25 protein-coding genes and 1 riboswitch are annotated in these 26021 nt (G+C 70.8%); of the genes, 11 read left to right on the forward strand and 14 right to left on the reverse strand.

What is annotated here, in order from left to right; translation table 11 throughout:
* Positions 1-26: 26 nt before the first annotated feature.
* From metF to ACFV9H_RS13995, 4 genes are all read right to left on the reverse strand, one after another.
* The gene (gene metF / locus ACFV9H_RS13980; RefSeq protein ID WP_385397378.1) at positions 27-941 is read right to left on the reverse strand and encodes a methylenetetrahydrofolate reductase [NAD(P)H]; all 915 of its coding nucleotides are present in this window, start codon (positions 939-941) and stop codon (positions 27-29) included.
* 79 nt (positions 942-1020) lie between these two features.
* Entirely contained in the window at positions 1021-1659 is a 639-nt protein-coding gene (thiE, locus tag ACFV9H_RS13985; RefSeq protein WP_385397380.1) for a thiamine phosphate synthase, read from the reverse strand.
* A 112-nt stretch (positions 1660-1771) separates the two neighbouring features.
* Positions 1772-2137: an Rv2175c family DNA-binding protein gene (locus ACFV9H_RS13990; RefSeq protein WP_385397382.1), complete on the reverse strand. Its 366-nt coding sequence runs from the start codon at positions 2135-2137 to the stop codon at positions 1772-1774.
* Positions 2138-2342: 205 nt separating this feature from the next.
* The gene (locus ACFV9H_RS13995; RefSeq protein WP_385397384.1) at positions 2343-3563 is read right to left on the reverse strand and encodes an NAD(P)/FAD-dependent oxidoreductase; all 1221 of its coding nucleotides are present in this window, start codon (positions 3561-3563) and stop codon (positions 2343-2345) included.
* Positions 3564-3644: 81 nt separating this feature from the next.
* Positions 3645-3756, forward strand: a riboswitch (TPP riboswitch).
* A gap of 63 nt (positions 3757-3819) precedes the next feature.
* On the opposite strand from ACFV9H_RS13995, the gene thiO reads away from it, so the two are divergent.
* Genes thiO through ACFV9H_RS14010 form a run of 3 tightly spaced genes read left to right on the forward strand, consistent with a single transcriptional unit; the run spans position 3820 to position 6016 of the window.
* Positions 3820-5019 (forward strand): glycine oxidase ThiO, encoded by a 1200-nt coding sequence (gene thiO / locus ACFV9H_RS14000; RefSeq protein WP_385397386.1) that lies wholly within the window; start codon positions 3820-3822, stop codon positions 5017-5019.
* Positions 5016-5216: a sulfur carrier protein ThiS gene (gene thiS / locus ACFV9H_RS14005; protein ID WP_385397388.1), complete on the forward strand. Its 201-nt coding sequence runs from the start codon at positions 5016-5018 to the stop codon at positions 5214-5216. The genes thiO and thiS overlap by 4 nt, the downstream gene beginning before the upstream one ends.
* A gap of 5 nt (positions 5217-5221) precedes the next feature.
* Positions 5222-6016: a thiazole synthase gene (locus ACFV9H_RS14010; protein WP_385397390.1), complete on the forward strand. Its 795-nt coding sequence runs from the start codon at positions 5222-5224 to the stop codon at positions 6014-6016.
* A 768-nt stretch (positions 6017-6784) separates the two neighbouring features.
* Here the strand turns inward: ACFV9H_RS14010 and ACFV9H_RS14015 are convergent.
* Positions 6785-6958, reverse strand: a complete 174-nt coding sequence (locus tag ACFV9H_RS14015; protein WP_385397392.1) for a hypothetical protein — start codon at positions 6956-6958, stop codon at positions 6785-6787.
* Between the two features lie 1057 nt (positions 6959-8015).
* Between ACFV9H_RS14015 and pknB the strand changes: the two genes are divergently transcribed.
* The 3 genes from pknB (at position 8016) to ACFV9H_RS14030 (ending at position 11491) form a co-directional block, all read left to right on the forward strand.
* Positions 8016-9923 carry a Stk1 family PASTA domain-containing Ser/Thr kinase gene (pknB, locus tag ACFV9H_RS14020; RefSeq protein WP_385397394.1) on the forward strand — a complete coding sequence of 636 codons (1908 nt, stop codon included), beginning with the start codon at positions 8016-8018 and terminating at the stop codon, positions 9921-9923.
* A 9-nt stretch (positions 9924-9932) separates the two neighbouring features.
* Positions 9933-10790 carry a deoxyribonuclease IV gene (locus ACFV9H_RS14025; RefSeq protein WP_385397434.1) on the forward strand — a complete coding sequence of 286 codons (858 nt, stop codon included), beginning with the start codon at positions 9933-9935 and terminating at the stop codon, positions 10788-10790.
* Between the two features lie 92 nt (positions 10791-10882).
* The gene (locus ACFV9H_RS14030) at positions 10883-11491 is read left to right on the forward strand and encodes a DUF4396 domain-containing protein (RefSeq protein WP_385397396.1); all 609 of its coding nucleotides are present in this window, start codon (positions 10883-10885) and stop codon (positions 11489-11491) included.
* A gap of 48 nt (positions 11492-11539) precedes the next feature.
* On the opposite strand, the gene ACFV9H_RS14035 is transcribed toward ACFV9H_RS14030, so the two are convergent.
* Entirely contained in the window at positions 11540-12172 is a 633-nt protein-coding gene (locus ACFV9H_RS14035) for a sulfite oxidase-like oxidoreductase (RefSeq protein ID WP_385397398.1), read from the reverse strand.
* A gap of 185 nt (positions 12173-12357) precedes the next feature.
* On the opposite strand from ACFV9H_RS14035, the gene bfr reads away from it, so the two are divergent.
* A complete protein-coding gene (gene bfr / locus ACFV9H_RS14040; RefSeq protein WP_272257196.1) occupies positions 12358-12834 on the forward strand; it encodes a bacterioferritin in 477 nt (158 codons plus the stop codon).
* Between the two features lie 25 nt (positions 12835-12859).
* Here the strand turns inward: bfr and ACFV9H_RS14045 are convergent, their stop codons facing one another.
* Positions 12860-13141 (reverse strand): bacterioferritin-associated ferredoxin, encoded by a 282-nt coding sequence (locus tag ACFV9H_RS14045; protein WP_385397400.1) that lies wholly within the window; start codon positions 13139-13141, stop codon positions 12860-12862.
* Between the two features lie 177 nt (positions 13142-13318).
* The gene (locus tag ACFV9H_RS14050; protein WP_385397402.1) at positions 13319-14683 is read right to left on the reverse strand and encodes a class II 3-deoxy-7-phosphoheptulonate synthase; all 1365 of its coding nucleotides are present in this window, start codon (positions 14681-14683) and stop codon (positions 13319-13321) included.
* A gap of 329 nt (positions 14684-15012) precedes the next feature.
* Here ACFV9H_RS14050 and ACFV9H_RS14055 point away from each other — a divergent pair, with 329 nt between their 5' ends.
* A complete protein-coding gene (locus ACFV9H_RS14055; RefSeq protein ID WP_385397436.1) occupies positions 15013-16881 on the forward strand; it encodes an anthranilate synthase family protein in 1869 nt (622 codons plus the stop codon).
* Between the two features lie 150 nt (positions 16882-17031).
* Here ACFV9H_RS14055 and ACFV9H_RS14060 read toward each other — a convergent pair whose 3' ends face one another.
* Both ACFV9H_RS14060 and ACFV9H_RS14065 read right to left on the reverse strand, forming a co-directional pair.
* Positions 17032-18024, reverse strand: a complete 993-nt coding sequence (locus ACFV9H_RS14060) for a 2-hydroxyacid dehydrogenase (RefSeq protein ID WP_385397404.1) — start codon at positions 18022-18024, stop codon at positions 17032-17034.
* A gap of 78 nt (positions 18025-18102) precedes the next feature.
* Positions 18103-19131: a 6-phosphofructokinase gene (locus tag ACFV9H_RS14065; RefSeq protein WP_385397406.1), complete on the reverse strand. Its 1029-nt coding sequence runs from the start codon at positions 19129-19131 to the stop codon at positions 18103-18105.
* A gap of 146 nt (positions 19132-19277) precedes the next feature.
* Here ACFV9H_RS14065 and ACFV9H_RS14070 point away from each other — a divergent pair, with 146 nt between their 5' ends.
* Positions 19278-20678 (forward strand): RNA-guided endonuclease InsQ/TnpB family protein, encoded by a 1401-nt coding sequence (locus ACFV9H_RS14070; protein ID WP_385397408.1) that lies wholly within the window; start codon positions 19278-19280, stop codon positions 20676-20678.
* Here the strand turns inward: ACFV9H_RS14070 and ACFV9H_RS14075 are convergent.
* The 3 genes from ACFV9H_RS14075 to ACFV9H_RS14085 are packed head-to-tail and all read right to left on the reverse strand — an operon-like array spanning position 20675 to position 23373.
* Positions 20675-21355: a response regulator gene (locus ACFV9H_RS14075; protein ID WP_385397410.1), complete on the reverse strand. Its 681-nt coding sequence runs from the start codon at positions 21353-21355 to the stop codon at positions 20675-20677. The genes ACFV9H_RS14070 and ACFV9H_RS14075 overlap by 4 nt on opposite strands.
* Positions 21355-22569: a MacS family sensor histidine kinase gene (gene macS / locus ACFV9H_RS14080; RefSeq protein WP_385397412.1), complete on the reverse strand. Its 1215-nt coding sequence runs from the start codon at positions 22567-22569 to the stop codon at positions 21355-21357. The genes ACFV9H_RS14075 and macS overlap by 1 nt, the downstream gene beginning before the upstream one ends.
* 60 nt (positions 22570-22629) lie before the next feature.
* Entirely contained in the window at positions 22630-23373 is a 744-nt protein-coding gene (locus ACFV9H_RS14085) for a lysophospholipid acyltransferase family protein (RefSeq protein WP_385397414.1), read from the reverse strand.
* A 157-nt stretch (positions 23374-23530) separates the two neighbouring features.
* Between ACFV9H_RS14085 and ACFV9H_RS14090 the strand changes: the two genes are divergently transcribed.
* Positions 23531-24310, forward strand: a complete 780-nt coding sequence (locus ACFV9H_RS14090; RefSeq protein WP_385397438.1) for an alpha/beta hydrolase — start codon at positions 23531-23533, stop codon at positions 24308-24310.
* The gene (locus tag ACFV9H_RS14095; protein WP_385397416.1) at positions 24303-24869 is read left to right on the forward strand and encodes a hypothetical protein; all 567 of its coding nucleotides are present in this window, start codon (positions 24303-24305) and stop codon (positions 24867-24869) included. The genes ACFV9H_RS14090 and ACFV9H_RS14095 overlap by 8 nt, the downstream gene beginning before the upstream one ends.
* A 350-nt stretch (positions 24870-25219) precedes the next feature.
* Here ACFV9H_RS14095 and ACFV9H_RS14100 read toward each other — a convergent pair whose 3' ends face one another.
* Positions 25220-25981 carry an endonuclease/exonuclease/phosphatase family protein gene (locus tag ACFV9H_RS14100; RefSeq protein ID WP_385397440.1) on the reverse strand — a complete coding sequence of 254 codons (762 nt, stop codon included), beginning with the start codon at positions 25979-25981 and terminating at the stop codon, positions 25220-25222.
* Positions 25982-26021: the final 40 nt, after the last annotated feature.

A 26021-nucleotide genomic window follows, 5' to 3' on the forward strand; every position in this document is an offset into this window, starting at 1 on the left:
TACGGCCGCCCATGGCGTACGGCCGGTCAGGCCCGCTGGTGCAGGCCCAGGTTCTCGTAGATTTCGAGAGTCGCCGTGGAATTGTTCAGCGTGATGAAGTGCAGCCCCGGTACACCCTCGGACAGCAGCCGCGCGCAGAACTCCGTGGCGAACTCGATGCCAATGGAGCGTACAGCGGCCGGGTCGTCCTTGACCGCGAGCATGCGCTCTTTCACGTCCGCGGGGAAGACCGCGTTACTGAGTTGGGGCAGCCGGTCGAGCTGCTTGATGGCCACAACAGGCATGACCTCGGGGATGATCGGGGTCTCGCAGCCCGCCTTCGCGACACTGTCGCGCAGCCGCAGATAATTCTCCGGATCGAAGAACATCTGGGTGATGGCGTAGTCGGCACCGGCGCGGCACTTGTCCACGAAGTGCCGGATGTCCGTGTCCCAATCCGTCGAACGCGGGTGCATCTCGGGGAAGGCCGCGACGCCGACGCAGAAATCGCCCGACTCCTTGACCAGGCGGACCAGATCGGCGGCGTAGTGGACGCCCTCGGGGTGCGCCACCCACTCGCCCATGGGGTCGCCCGGCGGGTCTCCGCGCACGACGAGCATGTTCCGGATCCCGGCGTCGGCGAACTGGCCGATGACGTTGCGCAGCTCGGCGACCGAGTGGTCCACGGCGGTGAGGTGCGCGACGGGGGTCAGGGTGGTGTCCGAGGCGATCTGCTCGGTGGCCTTGACGGTGCCGCCGCGGGTGGAGCCGCCGGCTCCGTAGGTCACGGAGACGAAGCTGGGCGCCACCGCCTCCACCCGGCGCAGCGCGTTCCAGAGGTTGCGTTCGCCCTTCTCGGTCTTCGGGGCCCAGAACTCGAAGGAGTAGGAGCTCCCGGACGCGAGGAGTTCGCGGACCGTGTGTGCACGGTCCGACCAGGTGGAAGCGGTACCAAAGGCCATACCGGCAGGTTAGACGGGGCGTGGCGCAGCCCGAAGTGGTGTCCGTCTTTTGGACACGTTTTTGGACACCCGGGCGCTCCTAGCCCAGACGGGCCCGAACGCGCTTGGCCAGATCGGCGGCGGCCGCGCCCGGGTCGGCGGCCTCGGTCAGAGCGCGGACGACCACCACGCGGGTGGCTCCGGCGTCCAGCACCTCGTCCAGGTTGGTGGCGTCGATGCCGCCGATGGCGAACCAGGGCCGGTCCTGTTCCAGCGAGGCCGCGTACCGGACGAGCCCGAGGCCGGGGGCGTAGCGGCCGGGCTTGGTGGGGGTCGGCCAGCAGGGGCCGGTGCAGAAGTAGTCCACGCCGGGCTCGGCGACGGCCGCGTCGACCTCGGCCTCCGCGTGGCAGGAACGGCCGATCAGCACCTGCTCACCCAGGATGGCGCGGGCGGCCGGCACCGGAATGTCGCCCTGGCCGAGGTGCAGGACGTCGGAGCCGATGGCGTGGGCGACGTCGGCGCGGTCGTTCACGGCGAGCAGCTTGCCGTGCCGGCGCGCGGCCTCGGCGAACACCTGGAGGTGCTCGAGCTCCTCCCCGGCCTCCATGCCCTTGTCCCGGAGCTGGACTATGTCCACGCCGCCGGCGAGTACGGCGTCCAGGAACTCGGGGAGGTCACCCTGCTTCTTGCGGGCGTCCGTGCACAGGTAGAGCCGGGCGTCGGACAGCTGCTGCATGGGTGTACCCCCCGTGGTGGAGGCGGTGTACGGGCACACGCGGCCCGTACACCGCGGTGGAGCGAATGCGGATCAGGTCGGATCGGGTCGATCAGTCGATCAGTCGATCAGGTCAGAGGGCGAGCGCCTGAGCGCGGCGCTTCACCTCCGTGCCGCGATTCTCGCTCAGCGCCTGCGCGGGGGTGCCGGGCAGGGTCGGATCCGGGGTGAACATCCACTCCAGGATCTCCTCGTCGGAGAAGCCGTCGTCGCGGAGCACGGTCAGCAGACCGACCAGGCCCTTGACGACCTTGTCGCCGTCGATGAAGGGCGCGGGCACCTGGAGGGAGCGGTTCTCGCCACGGCGCACGGCGAGCAGCTGACCTTCCTTGACCATCTGGCGGACCCGGGTCACCTCGATGTCGAGCACCTCCGCGATGTCGGGAAGGTACAGCCACGAGGGGACAAGGGCATCGATCTTTGCGTCAATCTCGGTCACAGCCCCAAGCCTGCCATCTCGGCTCCGCCGCCGGTAACCGGACGACCCGTCCGGGTCTGGCCACTGCCGGGGCAGCGCCCCGATCTTTCAGCCCGTCCGGCGCTTGAGGACCGGGTCCGGGCGGAGCCCGGGGAACGGAGGAAGGGCGGGGCGGGGAGCAGCTCCGCGCAGCGGCACCCCGCCCCCGCCGCACACTCCGGCGCCGCTACGCAGTGGCGGACTTCAGCGGGGTCCCGGGGTCGCAGACCTTGGCGGGGTCAACCGGCACCCCCGTCTCGATCAGCCGCCGCCCCTGCGCCAGGTCCCGCGGCCGCCCCACGGCCAGCACCGCGACCAGCGCCCCGCCCCGCAACCAGCACACCGACCACGTCTCCCCACCCGGCTCCCCCCGCCAGAGCAGCGAATCCGCCCCGCCGTGATGCCCGGCGTACTGGACGAATCGCCCGAACTGCTCCGACCAGAAGTACGGGACCGGGTCGTAGACCTGCGCGGGCTCCCCCGCCAGGATGTTCGCCGCGACCGCCCTCGGCCCCTGCAGCGCGTTGTCCCAGTGGTGCACCAGCAGCCGCGTCCCGTACCGCCCCGAAGGGAAGGACGCGCAGTCGCCGACCGCGTACACGTCCGGCACGGACGTACGCAGGTACGCGTCGGCGGTGACCGACCCGTCCGGCCCGAGCTCGACTCCGGCCCCGGCCAGCCACCCGGTGGCGGGGCGGGCCCCGATGCCCACCACCACCGCGCCCGCCGACAGCACCCGGCCGTCCGCCAGCAGCACCCGGCCCGCCTCGACCCCCGCGACCTTCGCGCTGGTGATCAGCTCGGCCCCGGCCTCCGCGTACCAGCGCCCCATCGGCGCGGCGACCTCCTCCGGCAGCGCCCCCGCCAGCACCCGGTCCGCGGCTTCGACCACGGTCACGGCGCAGCCCGCCTCCCGGGCCGCGGTGGCGAACTCCGCGCCGATCCAGCCCGCCCCGACGACCACGACCGAGGGCGCCTCCGCCAGGACCGGGCGCAGCCGGGCCGCGTCGTCGAGGGTGCGCAGCAGGTGCACGCCCGGGACGCCCTCGGTACCCGGCAGGGTCAGCGGTTCGGCTCCGGTGGCCAGCACGAGGACCTCGTACGGCACCGGGCCCGCCTCGGTGTCCAGCTCGCGCTCGGCGGCCCGCAGCCCGGTGACCTCGGTGCCGAGCCTGAGCTCGATGTCGAGCCCCTCGAAGTCCACGTCGAAGGCCGAGTCCTCGGCCTTGCCGAGCAGGACCGCCTTGGACAGCGGGGGCCGGTCGTAGGGCTGGTGCGGTTCGGCGCCCAGCAGGGTCACGGGGCCGGTGAAGCCCTGCTCCCGCAGGGCGACCGCGGTCTGCACACCGGCCATTCCGGCGCCGACGATCACGACGCCGCTCTGATTCTTCTCCGTCTGCTCGCTCACCCGGCCACCCTAATCATCTGACGGTCCGTCAGGAATAGGTGCCGCCTTACCCGCCGTCGACGGCCGGGTTAGTCTGGCCACCGTACCTATCGCGGGAGTCCGGCGCACCGGGCTGAGAGGGAGGCTGGACGGCCTCCGACCGTACGAACCTGATCCGGGTCATGCCGGCGAAGGGAGGGGCTGGACGCCCATGCACTCATCTCGAACGGGACCCGAAACCGGATCCCCCAGCGGATCCACGGGATCCATGGGATCCATGGGATCCACGGAGCCTACGGGGTCCAAGCGATCCCAGGGATCCCAGGGATCCGACGTCCTCGTCATCGGCGGCGGCATCATCGGCCTGGTCACCGCCTGGCGGGCCGCCGCACGCGGCCTGCGCACCATGCTCGCCGACCCGGCCCCCGGCGGCGGCGCCGCCCAGGTCGCGGCCGGCATGCTCGCCCCCGTCACCGAGCTGCACTACGGCGAGGAGGCCCTGCTGGGCCTCGGCCTCGCCTCCGCGGAGCGCTATCCGGAGTTCGCCGCCGAGCTCGCCGAAGCCAGCGGCGGCATGGACATCGGCTACCGCGCCTGTGGCACCCTCGCCGTCGCCCTCGACTCCGACGACCGGCTCCACCTGCGCGAGCTGCACGCCCTGCAGCGCCGCTGCGGCCTGGAGTCCGAGTGGCTGACCGGCCGCGAGTGCCGCCGCCTGGAGCCCATGCTGGCCCCGGGCGTACGCGGCGGCCTGCGCGTCGACGGCGACCACCAGGTCGACCCGCGCCGACTCGCGGCCGCCCTGCTGGCCGCCTGCGAGCGGGCCGGGGTGATCATCCACCGGGCGAACGCGGAACGGCTGCTGGTCACCGCCGACCGCGCGGCGGGCGCCGTACTCGACGACGGTACGGAGCTGCGCGCGCACCAGGTGGTCCTGGCCGCCGGCTCGCTGAGCTGCAAGCTGCCGGGCGTACCGCCCGAGGCGGCCGTGCCGGTCCGCCCCGTGAAGGGCCAGGTCCTGCGGCTGTCGGTACCCGCGGCGTACGGGCCGTTCCTGTCGCGGACCGTACGGGCGGTCGTGCGCGGCAGCCACGTCTACCTGGTGCCTCGCGAGAACGGCGAACTCGTCCTCGGCGCGACCAGCGAGGAACTCGGCTGGGACACCACCGTCACCGCCGGCGGGGTCTACGAACTCCTCCGCGACGCCCACGAGCTGGTGCCCGGCATCACCGAACTCCCCCTGGTCGAAACCCGGGCGGGCCTGCGCCCCGGCTCCCCGGACAACGCCCCGCTGCTCGGCCCGACCGAGCTGCCGGGCCTCCACCTGGCCACCGGCCACTACCGCAACGGGGTCCTCCTCACCCCCCTCACCGGCGACGTACTGGCGGATCTGCTGACCACCGGCGAACTACCGCCGATCGCCCGCCCCTTCACCCCCCGCCGGTTCTCCGCCGCACGTCAGGAGTCGTACGCATGACCATCTCCGTCAACGGCGAGCCGCGCGAGCTCGCGGCCGGCACCACCCTCGACACGGTGGTCGCCACCCTCACCACCGCCCCCTCCGGCGTCGCCGCCGCCCTCAACGAGACCGTGGTCCCGCGCGGGCAGTGGCCGGCCACGGCGCTGGGCGACGGCGACCGGGTCGAGATCCTCACCGCGGTGCAGGGGGGCTGAACGACATGGCAGACGACCTCTTCACCCTCGGCGGCCGCACCTTCTCCTCCCGCCTGATCATGGGCACGGGCGGCGCCCCGAGCCTCGACGTGCTGGAGCGCGCACTGATCGCGTCAGGCACCGAACTCACGACGGTCGCGATGCGGCGCCTGGACCCGACGGTCCAGGGCTCCGTCCTCTCGGTCCTGTCCAAGCTCGGCATCGCGGTCCTCCCCAACACGGCGGGCTGCTTCACCGCGGGCGAGGCCGTCCTGACGGCACGCCTCGCACGGGAGGCCCTGGGCACGGACTGGATCAAGTTGGAGGTCGTCGCGGACGAGCGCACGCTCCTGCCCGACGGCGTCGAACTCCTCGACGCAGCCGAGACCCTGGTCGACGAGGGCTTCACCGTCCTCCCCTACACGAACGACGACCCGGTGCTGGCCCGCAAGCTGGAGGACGTGGGCTGCGCGGCGATCATGCCGCTCGGGTCCCCGATCGGGTCGGGCATGGGCATCCGCAACCCGCACAACTTCGAGCTGATCACGGAACGGGCGGGCGTCCCGGTCATCCTCGACGCGGGGGCGGGCACGGCCTCGGACGCGGCCCTCGCGATGGAACTCGGCTGCGCGGCCGTGATGCTCGCCTCCGCGGTGACCCGCGCCCACTCCCCGGCCCTGATGGCCGCGGCCATGCGCGACGCCGTCTCGGCGGGCCGCCTCGCCCACCGCGCGGGCCGCATCCCCCAACGGCGCTTCGCGGAAGCGTCGTCCCCCACGGAAGGCCGCGCGGAACTGGACCCGGAACGCCCGGCGTTCTGAGGGGGGCGGGGGCGGGGGGCGGGGGGCGGTACGGGTCCACGCGCGTGCGGGACTTTTACCCCCTCGGGGCACACCCCTGGGCGGGGGTGGGGCGGGGGTGGGGCGGGCCCGGACAGTCCTGTGCGGCGGGGGCTTCGGGTGGCGGGGTCCGAGCCGGGCGGAATCAGAGAAGCCTTGGGGGTTTCCCGTCAGTCCCATAGTCCTTCCGTGTCGGGCCGGCCTGTCAAGGGCGCTCCTTCGTCGCGTCGCTTCGCGATGTCGCTGCGCTCCACCCTTGACAGACCGTCCCGCCACGGAAAGACAAGAGACTGCCAGGAAACCCCCAAAAGAACGGGCCGGTCCTAGATTTCAAGGACGGGTGCATCAGGGATGTCCGGCCCCGCTGCGGCAGGGGGCAGCCCCGAGCCCGGGCCCTCCCACCCCACTCCCGGGACCGGGCAGGCGGCCAACCTCCCCCAAACCCCGACCACAAGCCCCTCGGGGGAGGGTGGGCGCGTCAAATCGCTACGCGCTCCTCATTGCTTGGCGTCCGACGACCGTCTGGGGCCGATACCCGCACCAAATGCCGACCACCAGCGCACCGGAACCCGACAAGCGCATCAGATCGCTACGCGCTCCCCACATCTCAGCGACCAACCACAGTCTGGGGCTGGTCGGCAGATCACGCCAGGAGACGCATACATTCGGCGGTCCGGGCTGGATGGATTTTCCACCCAGCCCGGACCTTGAATTCAATTGTTGTTTGGCACTTCTTTTGGCCTGTCTACCTTAGTAGCCATGGACGTAGCCGCCGTGGTTGTGGTGGTGCCCATGGTGGTGGTTGTGGTGGTGCTTGTAGCAGTAGCGCCAGCCCCAACCCCAGCCCCACTTGTGGTGCTGGCCGTGGCGGTGCCGATAGCAGTAGCCCCAGTCCCAGCCGTGATCGCCGTGACTGGGTGCCATCGCGGTTGTGGATTGGGCGGGCGCCGCCGCTGGCGCGGCGAATGCGTTGGAGGGCAGCAGTGCGCCTGCTGCGGCCAGAGCGGTCGAGGCTGTAAGAATGGCTAGACGCTGTGTGCGGGATGCATGAGTCATGAGAATTCACCTCCGGCGGGACAGGGGAAATGGATAACCGAATGGGGCCTGTGTTGGTTCACGGACCTTTCGGCAGCGGGACCCGCACGATGCGGGTGGGTCACCTGCTCTGCGTGATCCCAAGTCTCAATTAAGCCCGGGTAAGTGCGATCGCGTCATGCCCCTGGTTTTCGGGACTTGACAGATCGCGACGGTCACCAAAGGTGCCGACTTAATCCGTGTCGGTAGTGCTCAGCCCCAGACGGTGGTTGGTCGCTGAGATGTGAGGAGCGCGTAGCGATCTGATGCGCTTGTCGGGTTCCGGTGCGCTGGTGGTCGGCATTTGGTGCGGGTATCGGCCCCAGACGATCGTCGGACGCCAAGCAATGAGGAGCGCGTAGCGATTTGACGCGCCCACCCTCCCCCGAGGGGCTTGTGGTGGGGGTTTGGGGGAGGTTGGCCGCCTGCCCGGTCCCGGGAGTGGGGTGGGAGGGCCCGGGCTCGGGATCGGCCCCTCGCCAGACGGCCCGGACATCGCTGACCGCCCCGTCCTTGAAATCTCGGACCGGCCCGTTCTTTTGGGGGTTTCCCGGCAGTCTCTTGTCTTTCCGTGGCGGGACGGTCTGTCAAGGGTGGAGCGCAGCGACATCGCGAAGCGACGCGACGAAGGAGCGCCCTTGACAGGCCGGCCCGACACGGAAGGACTATGGGACTGACGGGAAACCCCCAAGGCTTCTCTGATTCCGCCCGGCTCGGACCCCGCCACCCGAAGCCCCCGACCCCGCCGTACAGGACTGCCGGGTGGGCGAACTCCGGCCGGGGGCGGGGAGGCCGAGGGGGAGAAGTCCCGCACGCGCGTGAGACCGTACCCCCGCCCACGTCACAGCTGCGCTTCAAGCCCACCCGGCCCGGCCGGGGGGCCGCGGTGGGCTCGTAGAATCGGCGGGTGGATACGACCCTGGATGACCCCCTCGTCGGGCGCGTGCTCGACGGCCGCTACCGCGTAGACGCCCGCATCGCGGCCGGCGGCATGGCCACGGTCTACCGGGCCGTCGACACCCGGCTCGACCGCGTCCTCGCGCTGAAGGTCATGCACCCGGCCCTCGCCGCCGACGCGGCCTTCGTCGACCGGTTCATCCGGGAGGCCAAGTCCGTGGCGCGGCTCGCCCACCCCAACGTGGTCGCCGTGTTCGACCAGGGTACGGACGGGCCGTACGTGTTCCTCGCCATGGAGTACGTGTCCGGCTGCACGCTGCGCGACGTGCTCCGCGAGCGCGGCGCGCTGCGGCCGCGGGCCGCGCTCGACATCCTCGAACCGGTCCTCGCCGCCCTCGGCGCCGCCCACCGGGCCGGGTTCGTGCACCGTGACATGAAGCCCGAGAACGTCCTGATCGGCGACGACGGCCGGGTCAAGGTGGCCGACTTCGGGCTGGTCCGGTCCGTGGACTCCGTGACGAACACCACCGGCTCCGTCCTCGGAACGGTCTCCTACCTGGCCCCCGAGCAGATCGAGAGCGGCGTCGCCGACACCCGCGTGGACGTCTACGCCTGCGGTGTCGTGCTGTACGAGATGCTCACCGGGGCCAAGCCGCACACCGGCGGCACCCCCGCGCAGGTCTTGTACCAGCACCTCCACGAGGACGTGCCGCCTCCCTCGGCCGCCGTCCCCGGGCTCGCCGTCGGGCTCGACGAGCTCGTCGCGCAGGCCACCGCCCGCAACCCCGAACTGCGCCCGCACGACGCCGCCGCGCTGCTCGGCCTCGCCCGCGAGACCCGTGCGCTGCTCGGCGACGCCGAGCTGGACGCCGTACCGCCGCAGGCGCGGGCCGAGGAGCGGTCGTCCGCCGAGGACCGCACCGGCGTGATCCCGCGCCCGGTGTCCACGCAACAGCCCGTGCACCACACGTCCCGGCTGGAGATGTCTCCCCCGCCACCGCCGACGCACCGGCCGGCCGGCACCCGCCTGCCGCGACGCGGCGTGCTCCTCGTCATCGCCGGGGTGCTGCTCGCCCTCGGCCTCGGCACCGGCGTCTGGTACATCAACTCCGGCCAGTTCACCAAGGTCCCCAACCTCCTGGGCAAGACGGAGGCCGAGGCCCGCTCCCAGCTGTCCGCGGCCGGACTCGGAGTGAAGGGCGTCGACCGGAAGTTCAGCGACGCCTTCGACCGCGGGACGGTGATGAACACCGACCCGCCGGGCGGAAAGCGCATCCGGGGCAACGGCGCCGTGACGATCACCATTTCCCGCGGCCCCCAGGTGGTGGCCGTGCCCAATCTGAAGGGCCGTCCGCTGGAGGAGGCGAAGGAGGAACTGACGAAGGCCGGGCTGGCTCCCGGCATCGTCACGCAGGCCTTCAGCCAGGACATCGCCCAGGGCTCGGTGATCAGCACCGACCCGGTGGGCGGTGAGAAGCGGGCGCCCGACACGGCGGTCGCGCTCGTGGTCAGCAAGGGCCGCCCGGTGCCGGTTCCGAGCGTGGTGGGGATCTCCGTCGACCAGGCGAAGGCGAGTCTGGAGGGCCTCGGCTTCAAGGTCGAGACGGCCCCCGAGCAGGTCAACTCCCCCGCTGCGGCCGGTACGGTCGCCAACCAGTCGGTCGGCGCCGGCACTCAGGCCGCGGCCGGCGACACGGTCACGCTGACCGTGTCCAAGGGCCCCCGCCAGCTCCCGGTCCCGGCCGTGACGGGCCAGGACGTGGACGCGGCGCGCAAGGCGCTGGAAGCGGCGGGCTTCAAGGTGAAGGTGGAGCGGCCCTTCCTCTCCTTCAGCAACACCGTGGAAGCCCAGTCCGTCCCGGCGGGGCAGACCGCCCCCGAGGGCAGCACGATCACCATCAAGACCAAGGGGCTGTAAGCCGCAGTGATACGCAATCCAGTGGGCGGGCACGTCCCCGTCGCGGGCGGCCTCGCCTCGGTCGGGCTGACCTATGCCCGCGAGATGGGCGCCGAGGCCGTCCAGGTCTTCGTCGCCAATCCGCGCGGCTGGGCCACCCCGGTCGGCAATCCGGCGCAGGACGAACGGTTCCGGGCGGAGTGCGCGGCCGAGTCCATCCCGGCCTACGTGCACGCGCCGTACCTGATCAACTTCGGCTCCCACACCGAGGCGACCGTCGAGAAGTCGGTGGAGTCGCTGCGCCACTCGCTGCGGCGCGGCCGGGAGATCGGCGCGCTCGGGGTGGTCGTGCACACCGGTTCGGCGACCGGAGGCCGCCCGCGCGAGGCGGCGTACGCCCAGGTCAGGGAGCACATGCTGCCGCTGCTGGACGAGCTGACGCACGAGGACGACCCCTTCCTGCTGCTGGAATCCACGGCCGGGCAGGGTTCCTCGCTGTGCTCGACGGCCGAGGAGTTCGGCCCGTACTTCGAAGCGCTCGACCGCCATCCGATGCTCGGCATCTGCCTGGACACCTGCCACATCTTCGCGGCCGGTCACGACCTGGCGGAGCCCGGCGGCACCAAGCAGACCCTCGACCTGCTCGTCGACACGGTCGGCGAGGGCCGGCTGAAGCTGGTCCATGCGAACGACTCCAAGGAGGGCGTCGGCGCCCACAAGGACCGGCACGCCAACATCGGCCAGGGCCACATCGGCCGGGAGGCCTTCGCCGAGCTGTTCACGCACCCGGCGATGGACGGCGTACCGCTGATCACCGAGACGCCCGGCGGCAAGGAAGGGCATGCGGCGGACGTGGCGCTGCTGAAGGAGCTGCGCGGCTCGCAGTGATCCACTTATCCCTTGAGGAATACCCCAGGGGGGTATACGGTTCTGTCAGATCGACGGAACCGCTACCCGGCATTTCCCATGAGGGGGTCGTCATGGAGCAGGCGCACGCGCACCACGAGCACCACCAGCACCACGGACACGAGCAGCCCGGCGAGCCCGGCGAGCACGGTCATGGCAACCACGGCGAGCACGGCCACGGCGACCACGGCGATCACGGCAGTCATGCCGGCCACGCCGGCCATGCCGGTCACGGCAACCACGGCAAGGTCAGCTGGGCCATGGCCGCCAAGGCCACCCTCCACTGCCTCACCGGATGCGCCATCGGCGAGGTGCTCGGCATGATCATCGGCACCGCGCTCGGGTGGGGGAACGTCCCCACCATGGTCCTGGCGATCGTGCTGGCGTTCTTCTTCGGCTACGCGCTCACCCTGCGCGGGATCCTCGCCGCCGGCGTCGACTTCCGTACGGCCATTCGGGTGGCTTTGGCCGCCGACACCCTCTCGATCGCCGTCATGGAGCTGATCGACAACGGAGTGATCGCCCTGTGGCCGGGCGCGATGGACGCGCACCTGTCGTCGCCGCTGTTCTGGACGGTGCTCGCGATCGCGCTCGCGGCCGCCTTCGTGATCACGGTCCCGGTCAACAAGTGGATGATCGGCCGCGGCAAGGGCCACGCCGTCGTCCACCAGTACCACCACTGAGCAGTACCACCATCGGGCGATTCCGAGAGCCCCGGGGACGAAGCGCGGTTACAGCTCGGGGCCGTCCCCCGGCTCCTCCTGGTACGAGTAGCGCTGCTCGCGCCAGGGGTCGCCGATGTTGTGGTAACCCCGCTCCTCCCAGAAGCCCCGGCGGTCGGCGGTCATGTACTCGACGCCGCGAACCCACTTGGGGCCCTTCCAGGCGTACAGGTGCGGGACGACGAGCCGCACCGGGAAACCGTGCTCGGCGGTGAGCAGTTCACCGCCCTCGTGGGTGGCGAAGACGGTCCGCTCGGAAGCGAAGTCGGCCAGCCGCATGTTGGAGCTGAAGCCGTACTCGGCCCACACCATCACGTGTGTGACCTGCGGCGCGGGCGGCGCCAGGGCGAGCACGGTACGGGCGAGCACACCGCCCCATTCGGCGCCCTGCATGCTGAACTTCGTCACGCAGTGCAGGTCCGCCACCACCGAGTCGAACGGCAGGGCCGTGAACTCCTCGTGGTTCCAGCAGTGCTTGTCACCGTCGGCCGTCGCGCCGAAGACGCGGAACTCCCAGCGCTCGGGCTTGAACTTGGGTACGGGCCCGTAGTGGGTGACCGGCCAGCCCCGCTGGAGCCGCTGCCCCGGAGGGAGCTCCGGCTGCTCTGCTCCCGGAGATTCCCGGCTTTCCGGCTGACCCATGACTCCATGGTGACAGACTTGGCGGGGTGGTCATGACCAGGTCCGGGCCCGCGCACGCGCTGATTCGGGCAAGTCACGGTAACTCCCACTAAGGAGGCACTTACTGGACGGCCCCCAGCACCGGTGCAAGGATGCGCGAACCTACTCCGTCACATAGCTGACATTGCCTGGAAGGAGCCTCTGCGATGCAGGGCGACCCCGAGGTCCTTGAGTTTCTGAACGAGCAGCTGACCGGCGAGCTGACGGCCATCAACCAGTACTGGCTGCACTACCGCATCCAGGACAACAAGGGCTGGACCAAGCTCGCCAAGTACACGCGTGAAGAGTCCATCGACGAGATGAAGCACGCGGACAAGATCACCGAGCGCATCCTGATGCTCGACGGTCTGCCGAACTACCAGCGCCTCTTCCACGTCCGCGTCGGCCAGACCATCACGGAGATGTTCCAGGCGGACCGCCAGGTCGAGGTCGAGGCGATCGACCGGCTCAAGCGGGGCATCGAGGTCATGCGCGGCAAGGGCGACGTCACCTCGGCCCGGCTCTTCGAGGAGATCCTTGAGGACGAGGAGCACCACATCGACTACCTCGACACCCAGCTGGAGCTCATCGAGTCCCTGGGCGAGCCGCTGTACATCGCGCAGCTGATCGAGCAGCCCAGCTAGCAGCCGAGCCGGCAACCGTCAGCCGTCAGGCGGCTTCCACCAGCTCCGGCGCGGGCGCCGGCGCCGCGGGCGCCAGCTCCGGGTCGGCGGCGAGGACGGCCGCCGCGTTGCCCTTCTCCAGCAGTTCCCGACGCGGGCACGCGCCGCGGCCGAGGATGCCCTGGATGGTGCGCACGCAGGAGCCGCAGTCGGTGCCGGCCTTGGTGGCCGAGGCGATCTGGCGCGGGGTGCAGGCCCCGGCAGCCGCGTGGTCCTTGACCTGCTTGTCGGTGATCCCGAAACAAGAGCAGACGTACACGCGGTTCACCTCCCTGAGCGGAATGGTCGGGCCAGCCATCCCCTAGATCGGTGAGGCTTACCTAACCGTACCCAAAGTTAGGGTCACCTAAAAGACCTGGATACGACGATGGGGCGCGGATCACATCGATCCGCGCCCCATCGTCGTACGAAGCTCCGTATTGAAGATCGCGCCTACTGCTCGCGCTTACTGGTCGCGGTACATCTCCGCGACCAGGAACGCCAGGTCCAGGGACTGGCTGCGGTTGAGCCGCGGGTCGCAGGCCGTCTCGTAGCGCTGGTGCAGGTCGTCGACGAAGATCTCGTCGCCGCCGCCCACGCACTCGGTGACGTCGTCACCGGTGAGCTCGACGTGGATGCCGCCCGGGTGGGTACCGAGGCCCTTGTGGACCTCGAAGAAGCCCTTGACCTCGTCCAGGACGTCGTCGAAGCGGCGCGTCTTGTGGCCGGAGGCCGCCTCGAAGGTGTTGCCGTGCATCGGGTCGGTGACCCAGGCGACGGTCGCACCGGACGCGGTGACCTTCTCGACGAGCTCGGGGAGCTTGTCGCGGACCTTGTCGGCGCCCATGCGGACGACGAAGGTCAGCCGGCCCGGCTCGCGCTCGGGGTCCAGGCGGTCGATGTACGTCAGCGCCTCGTCCACCGTGGTCGTGGGGCCGAGCTTGATGCCGATCGGGTTGGCGATCTGCGAGCAGAACTCGATGTGCGCGTGGTCCAGCTGGCGGGTGCGCTCGCCGATCCAGACCATGTGGCCCGAGGTGTCGTACAGCTTGCCGGTACGGGAGTCCGTACGGGTCAGCGCGCCCTCGTAGTCGAGCAGCAGCGCCTCGTGGGAGGCGTAGAACTCGACGGCCTTGAACTCGGCCGGGTCGGTGCCACAGGCCTTCATGAAGTTCAGCGCGTTGTCGATCTCCCGCGCGAGCTGCTCGTAGCGCTGCCCGGACGGGGAGGACTTCACGAAGTCCTGGTTCCAGGCGTGCACCTGGCGCAGGTCGGCGTAACCACCGGTGGTGAAGGCGCGCACCAGGTTCAGCGTCGAGGCCGACGCGTGGTACATGCGCTTCAGCCGCTCGGGGTCCGGGATCCGGGCCTCTTCGGTGAAGGCGAAGCCGTTGACGGAGTCACCGCGGTAGGTCGGCAGGGTGATGCCGTCGCGGGTCTCGGTGTCCTTGGAGCGCGGCTTGGAGTACTGGCCCGCGATGCGGCCGACCTTGACGACGGGCACGGAGGCCGCGTACGTCAGGACGGCGCTCATCTGGAGCAGCGTCTTCAGCTTGGCGCGGATGTGGTCGGCGGACACGGCGTCGAAGGCCTCGGCACAGTCGCCACCCTGCAGCAGGAACGCCTCGCCCTTGGCGACGGCTCCCAGGCGGGCGCGCAGCTGGTCACACTCGCCCGCGAAGACGAGCGGCGGATACGACTCGAGGTCCGCGACGACAGCGCGCAGTGCCTCGGCATCGGGGTACGAAGGCTGCTGCGCCGCGGGAAGGTCTCGCCAGGTCGCCTTGGCGGCGAGGGCTTGGGTTTCTGCGTTCACGGTCACCTCGTACACATTACGGCGTCATTCGTCCCGTCCAGCCTTGCGACCAACTGGTGAGACAGAAGTGACTCGAAGGTTGACGGAGCCCAAAAATACGGAATCCATGGTTCATCCCGCGTCATGAGACACATCCAGCGCCTGGAGGGCGATCTGGGCTAAGGTGCCCACCATGTACGCGCACTCGAACCAGAACTGGTGGTGGCCCGCTCCCGGCGGCCCACTCCTCACGCGTACGTAAACGACATTACCGACGCGAAGGCCGCCCCGAGGGGCGGCCTTCCGCGTTTCTTCAGGGACGCGGGGCCGCTCCTCCCACCGGAAGGACGACCCGCCCCATGTCCATGGCAATCAGCCGACTGCTCGACGACTCCTGCCCGCCGTTCGCCCTGCTGCGCCGGCGGACCCCCGGCCGCGACCACGCCACCGTCGAGGTGCTCCTCGGCCCCGTCCACGAGGCCGAGCGCCTCGCCGACCTCCCCGTCCGGGAGCTGCCCACCCTCGCCCTGGTCCCCTTCCGGCAGATCCGGGAGCGCGGATTCGACGTACGCGACGACGGCACGCCGCTGAGCGTGCTCGTCGCCGACGAGGCGTACGAGATCCCGCTGTCCGAGGCGCTGGCCGCGCTGCCCGCGCACGCCGTACGGGTCGACGGGGGCCGCTTCGACGTCCCCGACGAGGAGTACGCGGCCACCGTCGAGCGGGTCATCGAGGACGAGATCGGCCGCGGGGAGGGCGCGAACTTCGTCATCCGGCGCACCTACGAGGGCCGGATCGACGGCTTCGGCCGGGCCGACGCCCTGGCCCTGTTCCGGCGACTGCTGGAGGGCGAGCGGGGCGCGTACTGGACGTACGTGGTCCACACCGGGGAGCGGACGCTGGTGGGCGCGAGCCCCGAGGTGCACGTCCGGATGTCCGGCGGCACGGTCGTCATGAACCCGATCAGCGGGACGTACCGCCATCCGGCCGGCGGTCCCACCGTGGACTCGCTGCTCTCCTTCCTCGGCGACCGCAAGGAGACCGAGGAGCTGTCGATGGTGGTCGACGAGGAGCTCAAGATGATGTGCACGGTCGGCGACCGGGGCGGGGTCGTCGTCGGACCGCGCCTGAAGGAGATGTCGCACCTCGCGCACACCGAGTACGAGCTGCGCGGGCGCTCCTCGCTGGACGTACGGGAGGTGCTGCGCGAGACGATGTTCGCGGCGACGGTGACCGGCTCGCCGGTGCAGAACGCCTGCCGGGTGATCGAGCGGTACGAGAGCGGGGGCCGCGGCTACTACGCGGGCGCGCTGGCCCTGCTGGGCCTCGACCCCGCGGGCTCTCAGACCCTCGACTCCCCCATCCTGATCCGCACCGCCGACATCGCCCCCGACGGAACCCTCCGGGTGCCGGTCGGCGCGACGCTCGTGCGGCACTCCGACCCGGCGGGCGAGGTCGCGGAGACCCACGCGAAGGCCGCCGGGGTACTGGCGGCGCTCGGGGTCCGGCCGGCGGCGCCCCGCCCGGCCTTCGAGGGGGCCCGGCTGGCCGAGGACCCCCGGGTGCAGGCCGCGCTGCGCGCGCGGCGGGCCGACCTGGCGCCGTTCTGGCTGCGGATGCAGGAGCAGCCCTCCGCGCCGACCGGCCACGCGCTGGTGATCGACGGCGAGGACACCTTCACGGCGATGCTCGCCCACGTCCTGCGGGTGGCGGGGCTGGAGGTGACCGTACGCCGCTACGACGATCCGGGCCTTCGGGCCGCGGCCCTGGCCTGGGAGGGCCCGATCGTGCTGGGCCCCGGCCCGGGCAACCCGGCGGACGCGGCCGACCCCAAGATGCGGATGCTGCGGGCGCTGGCGGCCGATCTCCTCGCCGCGCACCGGGGCGGCCTGCTCGGGGTCTGCCTGGGCCACGAGCTGCTGGCGGCGGAGCTGGGACTGCCGCTGATCCGCAAGGCGGAGCCGGCGCAGGGGGCGCAGACGCGGATCGATCTCTTCGGGGTGGAGGAGGTGGTCGGCTTCTACAACACGTACACCGCGCGGTGCGAGGCCGGCGCCGAGCCTGATGGTGTGGAGGTCTCCCGTGACCCCGTGACGGGCGAGGTCCACGCCCTTCGCTCCGCGGCGGGCGGGTTCGCGGGGGTCCAGTTCCACCCGGAGTCGGTTCTCACCCTGCGCGGCGCGGAGCTGCTGCGCGAGCTGGTGGCCGGCGTGACGACCCCCGCCCCGGCGTAGGCCGGCGCAGCCGCTGCGCCTCAAACGCCGGCGAGGCTGGATGTTCCAGCCCGTCCGGCGTTTGAGGACCGGGTCCGGGCAGAGCCCGGGGAACGGTGGAAGGGCGGGTAGGGGACCTGCTCCGCGCAGCGGCACCCGTACCCCGCGGCGTCAGGAAGGAACCAGGGTGTTCTCGGAGCGGCGGCCCGCCAAGTAGTCGGCCACGTTGGCGACCGTGGTGTCGATGATCTGACCCACCGCGTCCGTCGTGTAGTACGCCTGGTGCGAGGTCACCACCACGTTCGGGAAGGTCACCAGCCGGGCCAGGGTGTCGTCCTCCACGGCCACCAGGGACTTGTCCAGGAAGAACACCCCGGCCTCGGCCTCGTACACGTCGAGGCCGACCCCCGCGAAGCGGCCCGCGCGCAGTTCCGAGACCAGCGCGTCCGTGTCGACCAGACCGCCTCGGCTGGAGTTCACCAGGATCGCGTCGTCCCGCATCAGCCGCAGCGCCGCCCCGTCGATGACATGGTGCGTGGACTCCAGCAGCGGCACGTGCAGGCTGATCAGGTCCGAGGAGGCGAACAGCTCCTCCTTGTCCACGTACTTCATGCCGAGCTCCACGCAGGCCGGGTTCTGCGCCACGTCCCAGCCCAGCAGGTTCATGCCGAAGCCGTGCGCGATCCGGGTGAAGGCCTCGCCGATCTTGCCGGTGCCGAGCACGCCCACCGTGCGGCCGCGCATGTCCCGGCCCATCAGCCCGTTCAGGCGGAAGTCGAAGTCCCGGGTCCGGTTCGACGCGCGGACGATCCGCCGGTTCACGGCCATCGCCAGGGCCCAGGCGAACTCGGCCACCGAGTAGGGCGAGTAGTAGGAGACCCGGCTGACCGTCATGCCCAGTTGCCGGGCCACGTCGAGGTCGATGTTGTTGAAGCCGGTGGACCGCTGGGCGATCATCTTCGTCCCGCCCGCCGCCAGGACGCGCAGCACCCGGCCGTTCAGGTCGGCGTTCACGCTGGACGACACGACCTCGTACCCGGCCGCGATCGGTGCGGTGTCCTCGCTCAGGAAGACGTCGAGGCAGCGGACCTCGTGCTGCCCCGCGAAGGCCTCCTCCAGGAGGGGCTTCTCGTCGGCGGTCACACCGAAGGCCAGGATCTCCACGCTTGCTCCCGCAGGTCGGACCATGGGTCGTTTGTCACCATACGACCCATGGCTCCCGGCCGCCGCCCGGCCCTCGGCTCAGCCGAAGAAGACGCCGACCTCCTGGTACAGCGCCGGGTCCACCGTCTTCAGCTTCGCCGTGGCCTCGACGATCGGCACGCGGACGATGTCCGTCCCCTTGAGCGCGACCATCTTGCCGAAGTCCCTCTCGCGCACCGCGTCGATGGCGTGCAGCCCGAACCGGGTCGCCAGCCAGCGGTCGAAGGCGCTGGGCGTGCCGCCCCGCTGGATGTGGCCGAGCACCGTCGTGCGGGCCTCCTTGCCGGTCCGCGCCTCGATCTCCTTCGCGAGCCACTCGCCCACGCCCGAGAGCCGCACGTGCCCGAAGGAGTCCTTGGTGGCGTCCTTCAGCACCATGTCCCCGTCCTTGGGCATGGCCCCTTCGGCGACGACCACGATCGGCGCGTAGCTCGCCTTGAACCGGGAGGTCACCCAGGCGCACACCTGGTCCATGTCGAAGCGCTGCTCGGGGATCAGGATGACGTTGGCGCCGCCCGCGAGCCCGGAGTGCAGGGCGATCCAGCCGGCGTGCCGGCCCATGACCTCGACGACCAGGACGCGCATGTGCGACTCAGCGGTGGTGTGCAGCCGGTCGATGGCCTCGGTCGCGATGCCGACGGCGGTGTCGAAGCCGAAGGTGTAGTCCGTCGCCGACAGGTCGTTGTCGATGGTCTTCGGCACGCCGACGCAGGGGACTCCGTACTCCTCGTACAGCTTGGCGGCGACCCCGAGGGTGTCCTCGCCGCCGATCGCGATGAGCGCGTCGACCTCGTACTTGACGAGGTTCTCCTTGATCCGCCGCACCCCGTGCTCCACCTTGAACGGGTTGGTGCGCGAGGAGCCGAGGATGGTGCCGCCGCGGGGCAGGATGCCGCGGACGGCCGGGATGTCCAGCGGGACGGTGGCGCCTTCGACCGCGCCCCGCCAGCCGTCCTTGAATCCGATGAACCCGTAGCCGTACTCCTGCTCGCCCTTGCGGACGACGCCCCGGATCACCGCGTTGAGCCCGGGGCAGTCGCCGCCGCCGGTCAGCACTCCGACCTTCATCCCAACTCTCCTTGTGTGGAAGCCCCGGCTGTGGCCAGGGAAGGAAACGCATCTTCGATTCGGAGCCGTGCAGCGGCGGCGTGCCGCTGCACGATGCTCTGACCTGTGCTTGTGTTCGAAACCTGACCGGCTCTAGCGTCCGGGCCGTGGGTACTTTCTCCGTGAAGCAGGCATTCAGGTACCGCTTCTATCCGACTGACGCGCAGGCGGTTGAGCTGTCGCGAACGTTCGGGTGTGTGCGGAAGGTCTACAACCTGGCCCTCGCCGTCCGCAGCGACGCGTGGACGGCGAGCCGGAAGCGGGTGGGCTATGCCCAGACATCGGCACTGCTCACCGTCTGGAAGAAGACCGATGAACTCGCCTACCTGGCTGAGGTGTCTTCCGTTCCACTCCAGCGGGCGCTCAGGCACCTGCAGGCGGCCTTCGTCAGGTTCTGGGGGAAGCGGTCGCAGTACCCACGCTTCAAGTCGAAGCGGGAGGCACAGGGGAGCGCCGAGTACACACGCAGTGGGTTTCGCTACGCCGATGGCAGACTCACGCTCGCCAAGATGGCGGAGCCCTTGGACGTCGTATGGTCGCGGCCGCTGCCTACAGGTGTGGAACCAACCACTGTCACGGTCTCGCGCGACCCCGCCGGGCGCTGGTTCGTGTCCCTGCTCTGCGACGCCGCTCCGACTCCGATGCCCGCTGCCACGGCGTCGGTTGGGATTGATGCCGGACTGACGTCCCTGATCACCCTCTCGACCGGAGAAAAGATCGCCAACCCCAAACCCGAACGCACGGACCGGGCGCAGCTGGCGCGCGCCCAGCGTGCCTTGTCGCGGAAAGAGAAGGGCAGCAACAACCGGGCCAAGGCCCGAACACGGGTGGCCAGGATCCATGCCCGGATCGCCGACCGTCGCCGGGATAACCTGCACAAGCTGACGACTCGACTCGTGCGCGAAAACCAAACGCTCGTGATCGAGGACCTGGCTGTCCGCAACATGGTCAAGAACCACAAGCTCGCCCGCGCTATCACCGATGCAGCGTGGCGCGACTTGCGGAACATGCTGGAGTACAAGGCCGCCTGGTACGGACGCGAGCTGATCATCCTCGACCGATGGTTCCCCAGCACACGCATGTGCTCGGTCTGCGGAACCATCGTCGACGAGATGCCCCTCAACGTCCGCGAGTGGATGTGCACGAACTGCGGGACGAACCATGATCGAGATGGGAACGCCGCAGTCAATCTCCTGGCCGCCGGACTGGCGGTTACTGCCTGTGGAGCGGGCGCAAGACCTCAACGGGAGTCCTCCTCTCGGCCGGGGCAGTCCGCGGTGAAGCAGGAAGCCCCGCCCGCAAGGGCAGGAATCCCCTTCCTCAAGGGAGGGGAGGAGGTCAATGCATCTCCCTTCGCCATGACAGTCACGCTAGTGGTGACGCAGGTCACGGCAAGGGCGCTGGAGGGGTCAATTCCGGTGGAATCGCAGGCGTTGCATACACCCGTTCACTCAGACGGGGAAGTACAGGAAGTAAGTGCGATGTTCGACCGGCTATCGGCGGGCTAGGCGTCGTCGAGGCCGCGCTCTATGGCGTACCGGACGAGCTCCACGCGGTTGTGCAACTGGAGCTTGCCCAGGGTGTTCTGGACGTGGTTCTGCACCGTGCGGTGGGAGATGACCAGCCGCTCTGCGATCTGCTTGTACGACAGCCCCTTGGCCACCAGTCGCAGTACCTCGGTCTCCCGGTCGGTCAGTTGCGGGGCGTGCCGGTCGTCCGAGGCGGTCGGCGCCGGGTCGGTGGCCAGGCGGCGGTACTCGCCGAGGACGAGTCCGGCCAGGCCGGGGGTGAAGACCGGGTCGCCCGCGGCCGTGCGGCGGACGGCGTCGATCAGCTCCTGGGCGCCGGCCGACTTCAGCAGGTAGCCGGTCGCGCCGGACTTCACCGCCTCCAGGACGTCCGCGTGTTCGCCGCTCGCCGACAGGACGAGGACCCGCAGCGCCGGGTTGGCGCCGACCAGTTCCTTGCAGACCTGGACGCCGGGCATGCCGGGCAGGTTGAGGTCGAGGACCAGGACGTGCGGGGTGACCGCTCCGGCCCGGCGGACGGCCTCGGGACCGTCGCCGGCGGTGGCCACCACGTCGAAGCCCGCAGCGGCCAGGTCGCGGGCGACCGCGTCCCGCCACATCGGATGGTCGTCGACGACCATCACCTTGATCTCCTGCAGCCCGCTCGTCTCGTTCATCACTTGCCCGTCCTCCCCCTGGGTACTTTCAGTTCCACTTCGGTGCCCTGTCCGGGGACGGACACCAGCTCGGCGGTGCCGCCGAGGTCGCGCAGCCGGCCGCGGATGGACAGGGCGACGCCCATCCGTCCCTCGCCCTCGGCCTGGTCGAGCCGGCCCGCCGGGATGCCCGGGCCGTCGTCGCGGACGGTCACGATCACCTCGTCGCCCCAGTCCTCGACCAGGATCCAGGCCCTGGCTCCCTCCCCGGCGTGCTTGCGCACGTTGTCGAGGGCGGCGCCGACCGCCGCGGCCAGTTCCTTCGCGGCGGGCACCGGCAGCTCGACCGGGGTGCCCGGTTCGGCGAAGCTCACCCGGGATCCGGCGTGCGGGGCGAGCAGCGTCCGCAGATCGACCTCGCCCTCGTCGGCGCCGGGCTCCTCCACCTCGTACGAGTCCACCAGCGCGCCGAGCGACTCGTCGCGGGAGATCCGGGAGGGGTGCACCAGCCCGCTGGAGACCAGGGTGCGCAGTGCCACCTCCTGTTCGCCCGCCATCCGGCCCAGCTCGGCGGCCTCGCCGCCCAGTTCGGTGCCGCGCCGCTGGACCATGGCGAGGACCTGGAGGACCCCGTCGTGGATGTCGCGGGCGAGGCGCTCGCGCTCGCGGGTGGCGGCCTCGATCTCCAGGGCGCGGGCCAGGGTGGCCTCGCTGGCCCGGGCGACCTCGACGACGTAGCCGATGGCGATGGAGGCGACCCACACGAGCAGGACGTTGTGCAGGGTGTCCCGGGTGGGGTCGCCGCCGTGGATGGCGATGTTGGCGACCGCCACGAAGGTGGAGGCGAAGCCGGCCCAACGCCAGCCGCCCTTGAGGGCGAAGGCGAGGACGGAGCCTGCGGTCCAGATGCTGGGGAGGGTGGGGCCGCCCGCCGCGATCCGCGCGTGGGTGTCGGCGACCGGGGTGAGCACTATCCCGACGAGCGCGACGGTGAGGTCGGCGCAGAGGAAGCGCTTGGTGCAACTGGCGGCGTTCGCCACCTTGGAGGAGGTGGCGAGGGTCCACACGGCGAGGCCGGCGAGGTAGCCGATCGCGACCCGGGGCTGGTCGAACCGCTTGTACGCGGAGGCGAACAGCAGCACCGCGTAGAGCATGGTCAGCAGTCGGTACGCCGTCAGGGCGCGCCAGAGCGGCTGCTCGACCGACATGCGCACGACGCGTTCGCGTTTCGCCATCTTCCCCACCCCGCCCCGCCGCTGCCGTTTCCCTTGCCGCGGGCGGTAACGCCGCCCGCCCTACTCCGTCTTGTCGCCTTGGTCGCCCTTCTCGGCCTTCTCGGCCTTCTCGGCCTTCTCCGCGTCGGCGATCTGTCGTTTGGCCGCCGTCGCGTAGATGTCGACGTACTCCTGGCCGGACAGCTTCATGATCTCGTACATGACCTCGTCGGTCACCGAGCGCAGGATGAAGCGGTCGCCGTCCATGCCGCGGTAGCGGCTGAAGTCCAGCGGCTTGCCGATCCGGATCCCGGGGCGCATCAGCTTGGGGACCACCTTGCCGGGCGGCTGGATCTTCTCCGTGTCGATCATCGCCACGGGGATCACGGGCGCGCCGGTGGCCAGGGCCACCCGGGCCAGCCCGCCGGGCTTGCCCCGGTAGAGCCGACCGTCGGGTGAACGCGTCCCCTCGGGGTAAATACCGAACAGCTCCCCGCGCTCGATGACCTCGATGCCGCTCTTGATGGCGGCCTCGCCGGCCCCGCGGGCACCGGAGCGGTCCACCGGGAGCTGGCCGACGCCCTTGAAGAAGGCGGCCGTCAGCTTGCCTTTGACGCCCGGGGAGGTGAAGTACTCCGCCTTCGCGATGAAGGTGACCTTCCGGTCCAGCACGGCCGGCAGGAAGAAGGAGTCGGAGAAGGACAGGTGGTTGCTCGCGAGGATCGCCGGCCCCTCGGCGGGAATGTTCTCCAGGCCCTCCACCCACGGCCTGAAAGCGAGCTTCAGGGACCCGCCGATGGAGAACTTCATTGCGCCGTAGATCAACTCGAAAACCTTCCTGTGTCCTGTCGAACAGACCTTATCCCCTGGCTCCCCCGGCAGCGGCCCCGACGACCCTGGTCGGTGCCGGCCCGGTCGCGTACGGTGAAGTCACACAGAGCAACGCACCCACCTGATGTAAATCATGATCAAGGAGACCCTGGTGCCCGTCCTCCCTGGAGCCGAGCCGTTCCGCCACGAGGGCGGAGAGGTCGGCGTCCTTCTCTGCCACGGCTTCACCGGTTCCCCGCAGTCGCTGCGTCCCTGGGCCGAGTATCTCGCCGGGAAGGGGCTCACGGTGTCCCTGCCGCTGCTGCCCGGGCACGGGACGCGCTGGCAGGACATGCAGCTCACGGGCTGGCAGGACTGGTACGCGGAGGTGGACCGGGCGCTGCGCGAGCTGCTGGACCGGTGCGAGCAGGTCTTCGTCTTCGGGCTGTCCATGGGCGGTGCGCTCACCCTGCGGCTGGCGTCCAAGCACGGGGACGCGATCAGCGGCCTCGTCCTGGTCAACCCCGCCAACAAGGTGCACGACCCGCTGGCCGTCGCCCTTCCGGTCGCCAAGCACTTCATCCGGTCGACGCCGGGCATCGCCAGCGACATCGCGAAGCCGGGCTCGGAGGAGGTCGGATACGACCGGGTCCCGACCCGCGCCGCGCACTCGCTGCGGAAGTTCTTGCAGATGGTGGACGCCGAGCTGCCGCAGGTGACGCAGCCGGTGCTGCTGCTGCACAGCCCGCGGGACCATGTCGTACCGCCGGTCGACTCGGCGCGGATCCTGGCCCGGATCTCTTCGAGGGACGTCACCGAGACCCTGCTGGAACAGAGCTACCACGTCGCGACGTTGGACCACGACGCGGAGCGGATCTTCGCGGACAGTTTTGCGTTCGTCGGCCGGCTGGCGGAGAGCGTGGGCAGGGAGGGGGCGGAGGCGGGTGGCTGAGCACGAGGAACAGTCGGGCGGAGTTCCGCCGCTGGACGAGGAAGCGGCGTGGGCGGCGATCGTCGCCGGGTACGGGCAGGAGCCGCCGGACCCGCCGGGGGCCAGGCCGTTCCGGCCGATCGAGAACCTGCTGCTGCCGGAGGAGGACGTGAAGCCGTTGCCGCCGGACGCGGAGCCGAAGGCCGAGGCCGAGCCCGAGCCCCCGGCCGCGCCGGCTCTGGGCAGCTCGGTGGTCTTCGCCCCGGGCGTCGGCATGGGCACGGGCCCCGGCTCGGGTCCGCGGGACCACACGCCGGCAGAGCCGACGGAGGACGAGGCCCACTTCGTCCCCCCGGACCCCGAGCTGCCGGAGGCGGACACCACGTCGAAGTTCGCGTGGCTCGCGGTGGTCGGCGGCCCGGTACTGCTGCTCCTGGCGGTGCTGCTGCAGTGGGAGATGACCTGGTGGCTGACGACGCTGGGCATCGGCGGCTTCCTGGGCGGTTTCGCGACGCTCGTCGGGCGGATGGCGCAGGGCGACGACGATGACGACGACCCGGGGCGCGGCGCCGTCGTGTAGGCCGGCCCCGCGCCTCAATCGCCGGCGGGGCTGGAATTGCCCCCCGGGCTCCGCCCGGACCCGTGCAAGCACCCGCGGGCTCCGCCCGAGGCCCTGGGGCTCCGCCCCGGACCCCCGCGCCTCAAACGCCGGCGAGGCTGGATTTGGCTGATGCCGCCTGCCTGGCGCGGCTCAAAGACCGGGGCTCCCCCCCCGGCTCCTCAAACGCCGGAGCGGCTGGATTTCGGCTGATGCCGCCTGCCCGGCGCGGCTGGGTTGCCGCGCAGCGGCAATTCCAGCCCCGCCGGCGTTTGAGGCGCGGGGGTCCGGGGGCAGCGCCCCCGCAGCGGCGGCGCGCCGGACCTGTGGGGCTACCGCGCAGCGGGGAGGTGGAGGGCGGCCAGGACCGGGAGGTGGTCCGTGGCCGAGACGAGGTCCGCGGAGGAGATCCCCGGCAGGCCCGCAGGGACACCGCAGGCCAGCACCTCCACCCCCCGCGTCGCGAACACCGCGTCGATCCGCCGGTCCGGCGCCGCCGCCGGGAAGGTCTGTTCGCCGCCCCACGGGGCGACAGTCCAGCAGTCCTGGAGGGTCTCGGAGAGCCGGCTGAAGGCCGGGCCCCCCGCGGGTTCGTTCACGTCACCGGCCGCGATCGCGTACGGCACGTCCATCGACGCGACCCGGTCCAGGAGGAGCTCCACCTGCGCCCCGCGTTCGGCCGTGTCCAGTGACAGGTGGGTGCTGACGACCCCGACCCGGGCCCCCGCGAAGCGGACCACCGCCGTGGCGAAGCCCCGCCGGTGCAGGCCGGGGGTCAGCGGGAGCAGCACGTCCTCGGTGCGTTCCACGAAGGCCCGTAGCGAGCACAGCAGCAGCGGCCCGGCCGCCGTCGCCCCGCCGCTCAGCACCACCAGTTCGGATTTCGCGGCGAGCCTGGCGGCGTGCTTGCGCCACCGGAAGAACAGCGGCGCCTCCTGGATGAAGACCAGGTCGGGCTCGCACGCCCGGATGACCCTGGCCAGCGCGTCCTCGTCGTCGCGCAGCGAGCGGATGTTGTAGCTGAGGACCCGGATCACGGCAGAACCGTCGGGCTCCGTACGGGACTTCGGCAGCGAGGGCAGCAACTGGTCCATGCCCGCAAGATATGCGGCCGCCCGCCGCTCCCCCAAGGGG

The organism is Streptomyces sp. NPDC059874 (assembly GCF_042731135.1).
In the GTDB taxonomy this organism is placed as follows: Bacteria; Actinomycetota; Actinomycetes; order Streptomycetales; family Streptomycetaceae; genus Streptomyces.

Coding starts and splice junctions, on each gene's coding strand:
- metF (WP_385397378.1), bottom strand. CDS start 941: ATGGCCTTTGGTACCGCTTCCACCTGGTCGGACCGTGCACACACGGTC.
- thiE (WP_385397380.1), bottom strand. CDS start 1,659: ATGCAGCAGCTGTCCGACGCCCGGCTCTACCTGTGCACGGACGCCCGC.
- thiO (WP_385397386.1), top strand. CDS start 3,820: ATGGGATCCACGGAGCCTACGGGGTCCAAGCGATCCCAGGGATCCCAG.
- thiS (WP_385397388.1), top strand. CDS start 5,016: ATGACCATCTCCGTCAACGGCGAGCCGCGCGAGCTCGCGGCCGGCACC.
- ACFV9H_RS14010 (WP_385397390.1), top strand. CDS start 5,222: ATGGCAGACGACCTCTTCACCCTCGGCGGCCGCACCTTCTCCTCCCGC.
- ACFV9H_RS14015 (WP_385397392.1), bottom strand. CDS start 6,958: ATGGCACCCAGTCACGGCGATCACGGCTGGGACTGGGGCTACTGCTAT.
- ACFV9H_RS14030 (WP_385397396.1), top strand. CDS start 10,883: ATGGAGCAGGCGCACGCGCACCACGAGCACCACCAGCACCACGGACAC.
- ACFV9H_RS14035 (WP_385397398.1), bottom strand. CDS start 12,172: ATGGGTCAGCCGGAAAGCCGGGAATCTCCGGGAGCAGAGCAGCCGGAG.
- bfr (WP_272257196.1), top strand. CDS start 12,358: ATGCAGGGCGACCCCGAGGTCCTTGAGTTTCTGAACGAGCAGCTGACC.
- ACFV9H_RS14055 (WP_385397436.1), top strand. CDS start 15,013: ATGGCAATCAGCCGACTGCTCGACGACTCCTGCCCGCCGTTCGCCCTG.
- ACFV9H_RS14065 (WP_385397406.1), bottom strand. CDS start 19,131: ATGAAGGTCGGAGTGCTGACCGGCGGCGGCGACTGCCCCGGGCTCAAC.
- ACFV9H_RS14075 (WP_385397410.1), bottom strand. CDS start 21,355: ATGAACGAGACGAGCGGGCTGCAGGAGATCAAGGTGATGGTCGTCGAC.
- macS (WP_385397412.1), bottom strand. CDS start 22,569: ATGGCGAAACGCGAACGCGTCGTGCGCATGTCGGTCGAGCAGCCGCTC.
- ACFV9H_RS14100 (WP_385397440.1), bottom strand. CDS start 25,981: ATGGACCAGTTGCTGCCCTCGCTGCCGAAGTCCCGTACGGAGCCCGAC.